General features: G+C 64.2%; 13 protein-coding genes. 6 read left to right on the forward strand and 7 right to left on the reverse strand.

Annotation, left to right across the window (positions count from 1 at the left end; all coding sequences use genetic code 11):
• Positions 1-297: formate--tetrahydrofolate ligase (locus QM649_RS17120; RefSeq protein ID WP_415200283.1), on the reverse strand; the 297-nt coding region annotated here is incomplete at its 3' end.
• A 536-nt stretch (positions 298-833) separates the two neighbouring features.
• On the opposite strand from QM649_RS17120, the gene QM649_RS17125 reads away from it, so the two are divergent.
• Positions 834-1,415, forward strand: coding sequence for an RNA polymerase sigma factor (locus QM649_RS17125; RefSeq protein WP_415200284.1), 582 nt, complete (start codon positions 834-836; stop codon positions 1,413-1,415).
• Complete coding sequence (locus QM649_RS17130; protein WP_415200285.1) at positions 1,412-1,963, forward strand: hypothetical protein; 552 nt, start codon at positions 1,412-1,414, stop codon at positions 1,961-1,963. The genes QM649_RS17125 and QM649_RS17130 overlap by 4 nt, the downstream gene beginning before the upstream one ends.
• A gap of 417 nt (positions 1,964-2,380) precedes the next feature.
• On the opposite strand, the gene QM649_RS17135 is transcribed toward QM649_RS17130, so the two are convergent.
• From QM649_RS17135 to QM649_RS17145, 3 genes are all read right to left on the reverse strand, one after another.
• Entirely contained in the window at positions 2,381-2,719 is a 339-nt protein-coding gene (locus tag QM649_RS17135; protein WP_415200286.1) for a phage holin family protein, read from the reverse strand.
• 373 nt (positions 2,720-3,092) lie between these two features.
• Complete coding sequence (locus QM649_RS17140; protein WP_415200287.1) at positions 3,093-4,988, reverse strand: L,D-transpeptidase family protein; 1,896 nt, start codon at positions 4,986-4,988, stop codon at positions 3,093-3,095.
• Between the two features lie 353 nt (positions 4,989-5,341).
• Positions 5,342-7,354: a hypothetical protein gene (locus tag QM649_RS17145; protein ID WP_415200288.1), complete on the reverse strand. Its 2,013-nt coding sequence runs from the start codon at positions 7,352-7,354 to the stop codon at positions 5,342-5,344.
• Positions 7,355-7,918: 564 nt separating this feature from the next.
• Here QM649_RS17145 and QM649_RS17150 point away from each other — a divergent pair.
• Positions 7,919-8,533 (forward strand): hypothetical protein, encoded by a 615-nt coding sequence (locus QM649_RS17150; protein ID WP_415200289.1) that lies wholly within the window; start codon positions 7,919-7,921, stop codon positions 8,531-8,533.
• 436 nt (positions 8,534-8,969) lie between these two features.
• Positions 8,970-9,437 (forward strand): hypothetical protein, encoded by a 468-nt coding sequence (locus tag QM649_RS17155; protein ID WP_415200290.1) that lies wholly within the window; start codon positions 8,970-8,972, stop codon positions 9,435-9,437.
• A 129-nt stretch (positions 9,438-9,566) separates the two neighbouring features.
• Here the strand turns inward: QM649_RS17155 and QM649_RS17160 are convergent, their stop codons facing one another.
• Entirely contained in the window at positions 9,567-10,082 is a 516-nt protein-coding gene (locus tag QM649_RS17160) for a GNAT family N-acetyltransferase (protein ID WP_415200291.1), read from the reverse strand.
• Between the two features lie 69 nt (positions 10,083-10,151).
• Here QM649_RS17160 and QM649_RS17165 point away from each other — a divergent pair, with 69 nt between their 5' ends.
• Positions 10,152-11,081 (forward strand): LysR substrate-binding domain-containing protein, encoded by a 930-nt coding sequence (locus tag QM649_RS17165; RefSeq protein ID WP_415200292.1) that lies wholly within the window; start codon positions 10,152-10,154, stop codon positions 11,079-11,081.
• Positions 11,082-11,159: 78 nt separating this feature from the next.
• Here the strand turns inward: QM649_RS17165 and QM649_RS17170 are convergent, their stop codons facing one another.
• On the reverse strand, positions 11,160-11,990 hold the full coding sequence (locus QM649_RS17170) for a hypothetical protein (RefSeq protein WP_415200293.1): 831 nt from the start codon (positions 11,988-11,990) through the stop codon (positions 11,160-11,162).
• A gap of 273 nt (positions 11,991-12,263) precedes the next feature.
• On the reverse strand, positions 12,264-12,857 hold the full coding sequence (locus tag QM649_RS17175; RefSeq protein ID WP_415200294.1) for a YcbK family protein: 594 nt from the start codon (positions 12,855-12,857) through the stop codon (positions 12,264-12,266).
• 208 nt (positions 12,858-13,065) lie between these two features.
• On the opposite strand from QM649_RS17175, the gene QM649_RS17180 reads away from it, so the two are divergent.
• On the forward strand, positions 13,066-13,512 hold the full coding sequence (locus tag QM649_RS17180) for a hypothetical protein (RefSeq protein ID WP_415200295.1): 447 nt from the start codon (positions 13,066-13,068) through the stop codon (positions 13,510-13,512).
• Positions 13,513-13,628: the final 116 nt, after the last annotated feature.

Below are 13,628 nucleotides of genomic sequence, written 5' to 3' on the forward strand. Positions count from 1 at the left end.
CTGAAGCCGGATCTGCTGGAGGACGCGCGAGGCCAGGATCGCCCGCTTGCCGATCGTCTCCAGCCCCTGCACCAGCCCGATCGAGGTCACCGTCTTACCCTCGCCCGAAACGGTAGGCGTGGTGGCCGTCACCAGGATCAGCTTGCCCTTGTGCTGAAAGCGCGCGTCCTCCAGCAGATCCGGCTTCAGCAGATCCAGGCTGAGCTTCGCCGTAACCGGGCTGCGCTTCTCGTAAAGCTCTTCGGTCAGGTCCAGCTTTTCGGCAATGGCTTCAATAGGGAGCAGGTTCTTCTTCACGCAATGTCCTGGGGCGTTTCCGCAAACTTGTACAACCTATCAAGAATATTTGCTCTTAAGCCCAACCGCCATTCCGTGGCCCGAAACTGCAATCCCCCGCTTTCCCACATGCATCCACCCAATCACCTGTCATCCCGACCGAAGCGGAGGAAGGGAGCGAGCGGAGGAACCTGTGGTTCCCCGCACGCACGAGCATCATTCCCGGGGAAAACCCGGGTGCCCCACGTCTCGATTCTGAGACGTGGGAAGGCATCAGGTGGCCCATGCAAGCCTGTAGTTGGCTTGCGCGAGAAAGACGGATTTCGATCCGGAGACGCTCCTCTCCCAATGCGAAGCCCGGATGTCAAAAACAAAGATGTAGAAAACAAACCTGTCATCCCGGCCGGAGCGAACGAAGGGAGCGCAGTGGAGGGACCTGCGGTTCCCCGCACGCATTTGCCCCGCCCCGAAACACCCTGCCCCGAATTCCTGCACCCCGTCGCTGGATTTCCCGAGCGCAAAGACGGTATCCTCCGTCTTTCGAGCATGGAGTTGGCATGAGCACAGTTCCCGGACATCTGGCCGGCTGGATGGCTCCGTCTCGATCGACGGTCGAACCTTTGGATTCCAGCGAAACCATTACGGCCCTGGTGGCCGAATATTCCACCACCCTCTACCGTGTCGCGTATTCGGTCGTGCGCAACGCCGCCGAGGCCGAGGACGCGGTGCAGGAAGCCTTTCTACGCGTGCTCAGGCATCGGGAAAAGCTCAGTGAAATCCGTGACTTGCGGGTCTGGCTGGTGCGCATCATCTGGAATATCGTGCTCGACCGCAAACGCCGCGCCAAGACCCGTCCGGAGAACGACGACATCGCCGACTACGCCCGGGTGCTGCCTTCCGGCGAGCGCCTGGCCGAGGCCGACGTCATTTCTTCACAGGAGTACCGCCGCATCCTGGACCTGATCGACCGGCTCCCCGGCAAGGAGCGCCAGGCCCTGCTGCTCTCCGCCGTCGAGGAGCTGGCGACCAATGAAATCGCCTCGATCCTCGGCACCACCGAGTCCTCGGTCCGCTCGCGCATCTTCCGCGCGCGCCGCGAGCTCGGCCAAATGCTGGCAAAGGAGGGAATCACGCGATGAACCCTGAGATCAACCCAGGCGCGTCCCGCAACGCTTCCATTCATCCCGATCTCGACCCGGCTATCCAGGCGCGCATCGACGCGGCCCTGGCGCAGGTCGGCTCGGCCACACCCCGCTCCGGCCTCGAAGGCCGTATCGCCGCTCACCTGTCCTTCGCGCAGGAGCGCTCCACCCCGGCTGAGTCCTATCGCGGCGTCTCGTGGTTCTCGCCGCGCCGCATGGCAGCGCTCGCCGGTGCCGGAGCCTTCGCCGCGCTGGTCATTGTGACCGGCAGCGTCGCCCACTCGCGCCATGTTCTGCCGGTTGCGCCGGGAAACACCGTCGCCGCCCGTCCCGCAGCCTCCACCGGCATGCAGGCCGCGGACAAAGTCGTCGAAGCCCCCAAACCCGTAGCCGCGCCGACGCATGGCCGTGCCCGCGCCGTTCACAAGGACACGGCGGAGGCCTCGGACGCGCAGTCCGCAAACACGCAGCCCTCAACAAACACGAAGCCCGGAGCCATCGCCGCGCCCAAGACGCCGATGCCCGCCGCGCAGAAGAATCAGTAAAGACAGGTTTCCGCGCCGCAGCGCAGGCGCGCCAGGTGTTGGTAGTCCGCTGTCCGTTCGCACGAAACAGACTATGTATGGAAAAGGCCGGGGAGGGAGTCCCGGCCTCTTTTTATTGTCTGAAAGGATTCCAGATCCCTATCGCAACCGAAGCGGCAAAGGGAATGCGTCAGAGCAACCTGCGGTGTCTCGACCTATTCGTTTGCTCGAAGCGGTCATTTCGGCCGAAGCGACCCCAGGGAGCGGAGTGGAGGAACCCGCAGTGAATCTGCCGGCTTCAGCACATCCTCGAATGTGCCGGCACACCGCAGGTTTCTCCGCTGCGCGAGAGGATAAAACTGTCTCGCTTCGATCGGAATGACAAGCTTCTCCTAAAAATCCTGCAAAGGGCAGGCATTCCGAATATGTCGATACGCCCTAATCCGTAATCGCCTCGAAGAGCACGTGCAGCAGCGCCAGCACCACCGCGCCGATGAACGCCGCTCCGAAGCTGGTCACGTAGAAGCCCGGCACCACGCCGCTGGCCAGCCGCAGGATGAAGGCGTTGATCACCAGGAAAAACAACCCCAGCGTGAGAATGCCGAGCGGCAGCGTGATGATCTTCAGCAGCGTTCCCAGCGTGGCATTGAGCAGGCCGATCACCAGTGCGGCGATCAGCGCCGAAGCCAGCGTGTGAACCACAAAGCCCGGCACCAGCCAGGCAACGACGAGCAGTGCAATGGCATGGAGCAGCCAGCGCAGAAGCAGACGGAGCATCGTTCTAGGACTCCTTTTCTTTCCTGAGTTCTTGTCAGATGCGCGCCAACCCCGAAGCGTCGCATCCTCACCCAACGCCGAACCCGGGTGCCCCGTCCAAGCTCCGCTTGGGCGGGAAGACACAAATCCTTCTACGCTCCGGGTGCCCCACCCATGCCCGAAGTTGGCATGGGTGGGTCTTCCTCAAATGCCAATCCCCCAAAAGACTGTCATTCCGACCGAAGCGAAGCCCAAAGGGCGAAGCGCAGTGGAGGAACCTGCGGTTCTCTCCTCACAGGAAGCAAGCCTTGCAGAAACCGGGCAAAACGCCATCCTGCTCCAATCGGAATGACCTAGGTGCTTTTACGCTCTTAATCTGAGCACCGAGCCCCACCTACGGCCCGACGTTCGGGTCCGCGACCACTTTCTTCGCGCTCTCCGCCGGATACGGCGTGCCCTTGGCCAGCACGTCGTTCAGCTCCTTGTCGTGGTTGTAGATGTCGGCGAAGAAGTGGACTGTGTTGTCGTCCTCGACCGCCGCGGTCACGTAGAGAATCAGCACCGGGATCGGCTTCGAGAGCACCACCGTGCGGTTATCCGGCCCGGTCTGCATCGCGGCCTTTACCTGGTCGAGCGTCCAGTCTCCCTGCTGCTGGTTGCGCAGTACCCAGGTGGCCAGCTCGGCCGGCTGTGCGACGCGCACGCAGCCGTGGCTGAAGTCGCGCCGCGCCTCGCCGAAGAGCGCCTGCGCCGGCGTCGAGTGCAGGTAGACGTTGTCCTCGTTGGGGAAGATGAACTTGATCAGCCCCAGCGAGTTCGTCGGCCCCGGCTTCTGCCGCACCATCAGGCGATTCGCCTTGATGCCTGCCAGCGTCGCGTCGCTCACCGCGCCCGTGCTCACCACAGTGCCCTTGTTGTCCGTCACCTCGAAGCCCTTGGCCGCGAGATAGCCGCGGCTCTTCTCGATCGACGGGATGATCTCCTTGTGCACGATGCTCGGCGGCACATTCCAATAGGGCCGGAAGACGATGTACTTCATGCTCTTGGCGAAGACCGGCGTCTGGTTGCGCACCGCGCGGCCCACCACCACGTTCATCGTGAGCGCGACCTTCTGGTCCGGCCCATAGGCGCGCAGGATGAACTCCGGAATATTCACCACCACCGGCGGCTGGTCGAAGTCCGGCGGCAGCCAGCGCCAGCGCTCGAGCGCATCTTCAAGCTGCACCACGCGGTCGCCCACCGGCACGTTCAGCGCGGCCACCGTCTGCGTGCCCAGCTTGCCGCTTGCATCGAGCCCATGCCGCGACTGGAAGTGCTTCACCGCGTCCACCAGCGAGGCATCGTAGACCGTCGGGCTCACGCCCGAGGCCGAGACCTGCGGCAGGTCGCCGAGCAGTTGCAGGCGCGCCGCCAGCTCGGCCGATCCGGCATAGGCATCGCCCGCAGATAACGGCTTCGCCACATCCGGCACCTTTGCGCCGTCGCCGCGCGCGGCCATCGCCTCGTACTGCACTAGCGCGGCCTCGGTGCGCTGGTAGCCCGGATAATCCGGCTCCACGCCCTCGATCACATCCTTGATACTCGCCGCGTGAATCACCTTGGTCGTCAGCAGCTCGGGCAGGTCGTATTTCTTCGCCTCGATATCGATGCCGAAGTTGAAGTGCGCCGGGGCTACGCGGCCAATGTGCAGGTCCGAGATGAGGCGCATCGCGCTCACCGTCATCGCCGCGTCAAAGTCGGCGATGCTCTCCGCGCTGGGATTCTTCTTGAGAGCAGCCACCCGCGGCGCCCAGCGCGAGCTGTCGTACTCCTCGGGGTCGAGACCCTTCTTCTGGATGTCCGCGATGGACGCGATCAGGCCGAGCGCCTGCGGCGAGGGTTGCCCGTTCACCAGCCACATCGGCGTAAAGCTGGTGAGGCCGTAGGCGTGCTCCACATGCTGCTGGTAGTCGTGAAAGTCGGGATAGCGCAGGCTCGCGAGTTTGCCCGCGTCGGCAATGCTGTGCAGCTTCGCCGCGATCGCGCCCGCATCGACGGTGGCGGGAAGCGCCTGTCCGGTCGAGGGCTTCGTCGCAAACTTCTGGTCATGCCGGCGATGCAGCAGCGCGCGCAGCGAGAGCTTTTCCTTCTCCTGCTGTTGCGGCTGCTTTCCATGGCATCCGGCGAGCAGCAGAAAACCGAGAGCGCCGAAGGCGGCAGCCCGATGAAAACGGCCGGCAACGGAGGTTGAGGATGCCTGGCTTGCTCTGGAACTGGAATTAGAACTGGGATCGGGGCTGGGGTGGCTCATCCGCGTGCTCTTCGCTCCTGAACTTTCAACTCGCTCAAGGCTAACGGGTAACCGCCTGAATCTGAAAGTGAAAAGACGGCTGGCCCGCCCGGACGAAGACAAGAAAAATGTCACCCCGACCGAAGCGATGCTCGGGCAGGACACCTGCTCTTGCTCCTTCACAGACATAAGCCCTGTCATCCCGACCGGAGCGGGACGGCTTCATCGTCCCGCGGAGTGGAGGGACCTGCGGTTTAGCCTGCCTTCCGCACGGCTTGTTCTCTATGAGAAGAGAACCGCAGGTTCCTCCACTCCACTTCGCCCTTCGGGCTGCGCTTCGGTCGGAATGACAACTGCAGCGTAGAGGCGCGATCCTACGCGGACGGCGCAGCGTATAGATCCGCCACCAGCTGCGCCACCACCGTATTCGCCTCGGCGTCGGCCAGCGGATAGCGGCTCTGCAGCAACTCCACCTGGCCGCGCACCTCCTCCACCACCTCAGGACGCAGCTTCACGAAGCGGCGCAGCGTGTCCAGCAGGATGAGGCGCGGCGGCAGTGCCTGCGGCGCATTCACTGCCAGCTGCAGCATGCCCTGCGCCATCTCGCGCTCGCCGGTGATCACCCGCGTTGTCGAGCCGGTCGCGCACATCGCCGCCAGCAGCTGCTCCAGCCGCAGCAGATAGTCTGGCAGGAAGGCCGCAGGCGGAACCGCATACCGCGGCGGCACATAGCGCGCCGCGATCGGAGCGGAGCCCGCTCCGGCCAGGCCGGCCTTCAGGTTCTCGAGCATACGCAGAACCGCGTCGCCCATCTCCGGCCACGCCGCGCTTACTTCATATGCGCCCAGCAGCCGCGGAGAGCCGTCCTCACGAGCGCGCACCACGCGCACCGCCAGCGTGAAGGAGTCTCCGGCGGGCGTGATGTGCGCAGTCACTGCGAACTCGCTGCTCGCCTGCCGCGCAATGCCGACGGCCTGCGCATCTTCCACCGGCACCTGCGAGATGGCAAAGCCGCGGTCCTTGAGATACGGCACCAGCGTCACCGGCGTGCACTCCAGGTGCATCGCCGCCCACTCGGCCGCGAAGACACCCCACATGCGCGTCAGCCGCCCGTTGCGATCGGCCATCTCCCCCTTGAACATCTCTTTCTCTTCCTCGGTCGCCAGCGTCGCGACGAAGAAGAGCACGCGGGGATCCTGCCCGGTCACTGCGGGAAAGAGCGGACGCGCCGGCGACTCCGGCTGCAGCCACGTGGGCGACTGCACGGCAAAGGTCAGGACCTCGATCGTCGAAGGATCGGCAGCGGGCGTCGCACCCAGCTGCGCCTTGCGGATCTCCGTCTCCCAGTAGCGCAGGTTCTGCGTCCAGTCCGGCCGCCCCAGCCGGTTCAGATCCTCCACCAGCGCCGACGCCTCGGCGAGCCGGCCCATATCGACCGACGCCTTGATGAGGTTGTTGCCCACAGCCAGGCCATGCACCTGCGGCTCGTAGAACGGCAGCGTGAAGTGGATCAGCGCCTCAAGCAGCCCCTTCTGGCCCAGCTCGCCGCTCATCTGCTGCAGCACGTCGCCCGGCACCGGGCGCGGCACGCGCTCCAGCACCAGCCGGTAGAGACCGAACGCCGTCTCCAGCTCATTCCGCTGCAGCGCCGAGCGCGCCAGCCACAGCTGCGGCCGCCACGTTCCCGGCAGCTCGGCGAACTGCTCCATCGCTTCGTCCCATCCGGCATCGCCGCGGCCCTCGGCGCGGCCTTTTTCCAGCATCATCGCGCCGTACCAGCCCAGGCCGTTCTCTTCGTTCGGATCGAGCTCCACGCCGCGGCGCAGCGTCGCCTCCGCCTCGGCCTCCCGGCCCAGGTCGGTCTGCGCCTTGGCCAGATTCGTCAGCACGATGCCGCTCTCGCCGTGCTCCGCAACCTGCCGCAGCAGCACCTGCTCGGCCTGCGCCGCATCGCCCAGGTCACGCAGCACAATCGACATCACCACGCTGCTGCGCTCCGGGTTCGGGTCGATCTCCACCAGCCGCTGCGCGGCGGGGAGCACATCCTGCGCGAAATTCAGCTGCACCGCCTGCAGAATGCCTGAATAAAGCCCTGCCGGATTGTCCCAGTTCGCCTGGAGACTGCCCGGAAGCACCTTGGTGCGAAACTCCTCGGTCTGGATCTGCATCGGCCGCCCGAACTCGTCGTACACCTCGATCGTCTCGGGCGTGGGACGGCGGCGGCTTGCCCCGTTTCCGGCATCGGCCGGATCCTGCGCCACGCGCACCGTCTCGACGGCGGGAGAAACAGGGGAGGGATTTTCCGGAATATTCGCCGGGGGGATATTCGCTGCGGGGACATTCGCAGGAGAGGCGCTCTCCTGCTTCTTCTTACCAAAACCGAACAAGGACATGCTCCTTCAGATGCTCCAACGCCGGCCCGGACGTATTGCAGTTCAGTCAATCCGGATATTCGCCAGCGCTTCCCTACCATTTTGCCTGACCGGCCACAGCACCGGCGCAGCGGAGGAACCCGCGGTTCTCTCCCCCTGCGAGAATCCCGGCAGTGGCTCACTCAAGCCTGAAGCCGGGTGCCCCACGTCTCGATTTTGAGACGTGGGAAGAAAGAACTGCAGGTTCCTCCACTCCATTCACCTTGTTCCCCGGGTGCCCCACGTCTCGATCTTGAGACGTGGGAAGAAAGAACTGTAGGTTCCTCCACTTCGCTCCCTGCGGTTCGCTCCGGTCGGAATGACAGTGTTTTCTTATCTTCACAGAGCAGGGATTGAGATATTCACCCCAATGTGTCATTCCGAGCGAAGCGAGACGGCCTCATCGTCTCGCGCAGCGGAGGAACCTGCGGTTCTCCCATCCCGCGAGAATCCCGGCGGTGGCCCACTCAAGTTCGAAGCTGGCCTGGTTGGGAGACACACACCGCCTGGCATCTCTCCCGATGCACTAATCTGGACCGTGTGAGCCTGCGATTCCTGCGTCCTGCTTTCCTTGCCGCTGCCTTTGCCGGGCTTGCGGCCGTCCCCGCGGCCTCTGCTGCCCCACACAGCTCTGCCCCGACGGTTCCGCTCTGCGGCAAGCAGATCGTCTTCTCCGCCAGCTACCTCGCCCCGTCGAAGCCCGGTGAGGGCACCGGCTTCCTCTTCCGCATCGAGAACAACACCGCCCAGCCGATTGCGCTGGCCCAGCCCGCCCCCACCAGCGCCCACTGGTACGCCAGAGTGGGCTCCCGGTGGCTCTGGCGCGCCACCAGCGGCTCGGGAGGCGCGCTGGTGGACGCGTTCAACGAGCGCGGACCGCTCTTCGCCGATCGTCCGCTGAAAGCGCCGGCAGACCCGAAGTATCTGACCATCCCCGCGCACGGAAGCCAGGAGTGGGTTGCCCGCGTCGAGGACAACGCGGCGCTCGCCTACCGGCCATCCTGCGAGAAGTGCAACAACCCCGGCGAGCACGAGTACCGCGCCGTCTTCGCCTACGCCTACCTGCCCGCGCCGGGCGAAACCGAGCCTCATCTGCTCACCTGCGGCCTGCGCTCGTCGCAGGTCATCATGCCCCCACAATGGGATGGCCACTAAACAGGGCTCAGGGCTCAGGGCTCAGAGCTCAGGGCTCAGGGCTCAGATAGGGCATCCACCTCGACGGTGGCCCATTCAAGCCCGGTTTTGGCTTGAGTGGGGAAGCACAAACTCCAAAGCAGATTTGTCATTCCGACCGAAGCGAAGCCCAAAGGGCGAAGCGCAGTGGAGGAACCTGTAGTTCTCCTTAAATCAGCGAGGATACGGGTACCCATCCAGGCTTCGCCTGGGTGGGGCACCCGCCCTAATCCAACAACAAGCTTGTATAGCCCACCCCGAACACGCCCCCAGCCTTCCCGTCCCACGCAACAACAAATCTCCCCATCAGGGCGTCCCGGACGCGGCATTTCCCGTCTGACTCAAAGGACGCCGCGAAGGGCTTCGCAGGAAGACCAGGGGCCGGCGCGGAGTCCGAGCCATGTTGGAGGAACACGCTATGCGTCACCCACTCTCGACACTCGCGCTCGCCGGCCTGCTTACACTGGGCTGTACCGGCGGCGCCGCCTACGCGCAGGACCAGGGCCAGACTCCCGATCAGGGACAGGCCATGCAGGGCCCTCCGCCCGACGGCGGCCATCGCCGCGGCATGATGGACCCCGATGAGCAGCTGAAGCACATGACCAAGGACCTGAACCTGACCGCCGATCAGCAGGGACAGATCAAGCCCATCCTCGTCGCCCAGCAGCAGCAGATACAGTCCCTGCGCGGCGACCAGTCGCTTTCGCGCGACGACCGCATGGCGAAGATGCGCTCCATTCACGAAGACTCGAAGGCCAAGATCGAAGCCGCGCTGACCCCGGACCAGAAGACGAAGTACGAGGCCCAGGAAGCCGAGCGCATGCAGCATATGCGCAACGGCGGCGGCCCTCCGCCTCCTCCGGATGGTGGCGGACAGCCTCAGTAAGCCTTAAAAGCAAGGGAATAGCAAAAACACCGGGTGCCCCACGTCTCGCTGCTGAGACGTGGGATCGCCCATATTCCATCCAGCTCTCTTCAATGGGTGGGGCACACCCGCACTCCCGGAACGTCGAGGCTAAAACACCATCTCCATGTGCACGTCGACCCTGGAATAAGGGACAGGCACCGGCGGAATGTGGCGGAAGCCCAGCTGCTCGTAGAGATGGATGGCATTCTGCAGGCGGCTGTTGGAGTTGAGATAAAGCCGCCGCGCTCCTCGCCGGCGCCCTTCGGCGATGGTGTACTCGAGCAGCCTGCGCCCCACGCCACGGCCGCGCGCGGCTTCGCTCACCGTCATCTTCGCCAGCTCGAATTCGCCTTCCCGGATCGCAACCAGCGCGCAGCAGCCTACGACCTCGCCCGCAAGCTCGGCCACGCAGATTTCGCCACCCGGCTCGAGAATCACCTCGCGAGGATGATCGAGCACCCGGCTGTCCGCGGCTTCGAGCGTGAACAGTTCGCGAATCCACGCCTCGTTGAGCCGCTTGAAGGGCTCTTCATCGCCAGGGCGGAAGGTGCGAAAGACGAGCGTGTCCTCTGGCCGCTCTGCAAGCGGCGTCTGCGTCTCTGTAGGTTCTGTTTCGGTCTTCATGGTCTCAATCTATGGCCGGGAAACAAGGATGTCCAATATCCTGTTCGAAGCGATTGAGACGTTCCAGATATGAATCTTTCTTCGATTGAATTACGGCATCTGCGCTACTTCATCGCCGTCGCCGAAGAGCTGCACTTCGGCCGCGCGGCTGAGCGCCTGCACATGGCGCAGCCTCCGCTCTCGCAGCAGATCCGCCGCCTCGAAGAGCTGCTCGGCTGCGCGCTCTTCCTGCGCACCTCGCGCGAAGTGCGGCTGACAGCCGCGGGCGAAGAGCTGCTCGAACGCAGCCGGCAGACACTGCGCAAGATCGGCGACGACTGCGTGGCGGCCGGACGCATCGGGCGCGGCGAAGCCGGCACGCTGCGCGTCGGCTTCATCGGGTCGGGCATGCTGACGGCGCTCCCGCGCATGCTGGGCCGCTATCGCAGGCGCTATCCGGAGGTGGATCTGCAGCTGCGCGAGTTCTCCACCGCCGCTCTCGTGCAGGATCTGCGCAACGGCGTGGTCGATGTCGGCTTCCTGCGCGATGCCGGTCCGGTGGAAGGACTGCACGTCGAGCCGGTGTTCACCGAGCCCTTCATCGCGGCGGTCTCGAAGCGGCATCGGCTCGCGGAGCAGAAATCCATCTCGCCGCGCAGCCTCCGCGACGAGCCCTTCGTGCTCTTCTCGCGCACCTACGGCGACGTGGCATGGCGGCGCACCGTCGCCGTCTGCGAGGAGCACGGATACATGCCCAACGTGGTGCAGGAGGCGCCGCAATGGCTGACGATCATGAGCCTCGTCGGCGCAGGGCTGGGCGTGACGATCGCGCCCGCATGCGTCGCGCAACTCAAGGTGGCGAACACCACCTGCCTGCGCCTGCGCAACACGCGCGGCAGCACGCCACACAACACGCACCTCGAGCTTGCCTACCGCGACACCGAGAAGCGGCCCATCGTACTGGCCTTCGCAGCCATGGCGCGGCAGGTGTTTGGGAAGGGTGCGGGGAATAGGGTGTAGGGAAAGCTCACCTTGCCGTTTCGCACGCGTCTGAAGCACACACAAAGCGCACGAAAACCTATCCCCTGCACCCCAGCTTCACTTCACCTGCTGCGCGTCGGCGTGAAAGCGTTGATAGTTGCTGTCGGAGAAGACGATCTCTACGCGGTAGCTGATGAACCCTATCGCGTGCGCGACCAGGTGCGCCTGCCCATCCGTCGGCAGCCACAGGCCCTGCTCCTTCGCGCCGGGATTCACCAGCTTCTGGTCGAAGACAAAGCTCGAGCCCTTGCCGATCGAGAAGAGTCCGAAGCCCATGTGAAAGTTGTCGTCGAAGTGCGCTTCGAGCCGCCGCACCTCGCGATCCTGCTCATCCACCCAGATGGTTCCCGCGAGCTTCTTCGAGGCATCCTCGGCGCGGCCGTGCGTTTTCGCATGCGGATTGCCGGTGAAGTCGAAGCGGATGGTCGAACGGTTGTCGAGCATCTCGCGGCGCGGGTTGGAAACCTGCATGATTTCGAGCAGACGCGTCACCGAGATGTTGTCGCCGTTGATGGGCTGGCCGGGCGGCGTGTTCTGCGCCTTCTCGACGTCCTTCATCACGCGGTCCTGCTCCTTCTTCGCCTCGCCGCCGGAGAGATCCTTGCCATCCTTGCGCACCAGCCGGTCGATGCGGTGCGCGCGCACGTAGAAGACCTCGTTCTCTTCCGTCTCGGTCTTCTTCACCGAGCCGTTCTTGTTCAGAGTCTTGGTGACGGTCGTCTCGTGGTAGGTGTAGTCCTCACGCAGCTGGTCCATCTGGCGCTGGCGCGTCTCCACCTGATCCATGAGCGTGGCGACATTGGGCAGCGGCGCGGGCTGCTGGGCATAAGCGATGGCGGCAAGCGGACTGAGCAGGAGAGCGGCGAGGAAGCGCTGCGAGACGGCCATGCTTTCAGTGTAAAAGGCGCGCCCGCGGAACCCGCGATTTTCGATCCGCGAGAGCCAGGGTGCCCCGTTCAAGCTTCGCTTGGGCGGGAGGAACGAACCCTGTTCCGGCTGCTCTGTCATTCCGACCGGAGAGAGCCGCAGGCGAACGCAGTGGAGGAACCTGCGGTTCACCAAGAGCGAGGATTCAGGGCTGCTCTTACAGGAGAAAAACGCAGGTCTCTCCGCTGCGCGAGACGATCATCTCGCTTCGATTGGGATAACAGCGTCTTAAAGCTACTCGTAGCTCCAGTGGCGCACCGGGCCCACATCCACGTGCACAAAGTTCGACACCGGATAATAGCCGACGCCGCCGCGGGCCATGGACAGCGCTGCGTCGCGCAGCTCGGTCGTCGGCACGCCGGGCACGCGGATGTCGATGGCCTTGGCTTCCATGTGCTGGCTGTGCTGGGCCACGCCGCCGCCATGCGTGCGGAGGAAGTTGTTGCTCCACGGCGTGCGGTAGCCGCAAACGATATCGATCTCGCCGTTCGGATCGTGAACCTTCGCCAGCAGGTCGTGCAGCAGGTCGAACTCCTTCACGTCGTAATCCTTCACATCGTTGGTGCGATGGTCGCGCAGGAAGTGGTCGAGCTGCGCCACGGCCGCGGGCACATATTCATTGCCGATGCGGTAGATCACGTCGATATGCTCGCCGGTGTGCAGGTGGTAGAGCTTCAAGCGATAGACTTCACCCATCGGCGCGGGCTTCGAGGTGCCTGTCGGGATGCTGTCGTTTGCGCTGGCTGCGGCGGGTGTTACCGAGGGGCGGGCGGGCAGTGCGGCCAGCAGCAATGCAGCAGCGGCGATGAATGTGCGGCGAAGAGTCATGAAGGCATCCTGATGCGGTAATGGAGCCGACGTCCTCGCTCGTGCGGCCTCACCCCGGCGCAATTCACGGGAGAAGCCAGCAGAACCCGGCCATGTGCCCCCGGCAGAGCCTCGGGACACAATTTCATTCTATCGGAAACGGAAATCGGTATACGCTATCGGAGATTCAAATCGTAAAAACCATTTTCGATATGCCGGAGGATTTCCGATGGATATCAATAGCCTGCGTGTGATCCGCGAAGAGAAGACGGAAGCCGACGGCGTAGAGAACTGGGATTTTGTGTGGGAGATGGACAAGAAGGGCCGCACCCAGCGCTTCACCATAGCCCAGCAACGCACCGATACCGGCGCCGCCTACACCATGCACACCCGCATGAACATCGAGACCGTCGGCGAGGTGCCATCGCCCGAGAAGATCAACCTGGTGGAGATCACCATCGAGGGCGTCAAGGGCGAGATCTCGGAGAGCGGCGCCACCCGCCACGACTTCATGACCATCACCACGATCACGAACGGTGGCTTCACCACTCGCGAGAGCCACGAGGCCGACGTGCGCCTCGACCTCGGCAAAGAGTTCGCCGGCATGGACACAGCCGCGAAGCTGCGCATGTTCATGAACGGAGGCGTCTGCGGCCTGCCGGGGACGGCTGGATAGCGGGGAAGCCGATCCTTGTAGCAAACACACTTAACACCCTGTCATTCCGACCGAAGCGAGACAGTTTCATCGTCTCGCGCAGTGGAGGAACCTGCGGTTCTCCACCCTGGCTGGCG

This window comes from Silvibacterium sp. (genome assembly GCF_047605705.1).
Taxonomy (GTDB): Bacteria; Acidobacteriota; Terriglobia; order Terriglobales; family Acidobacteriaceae; genus Silvibacterium.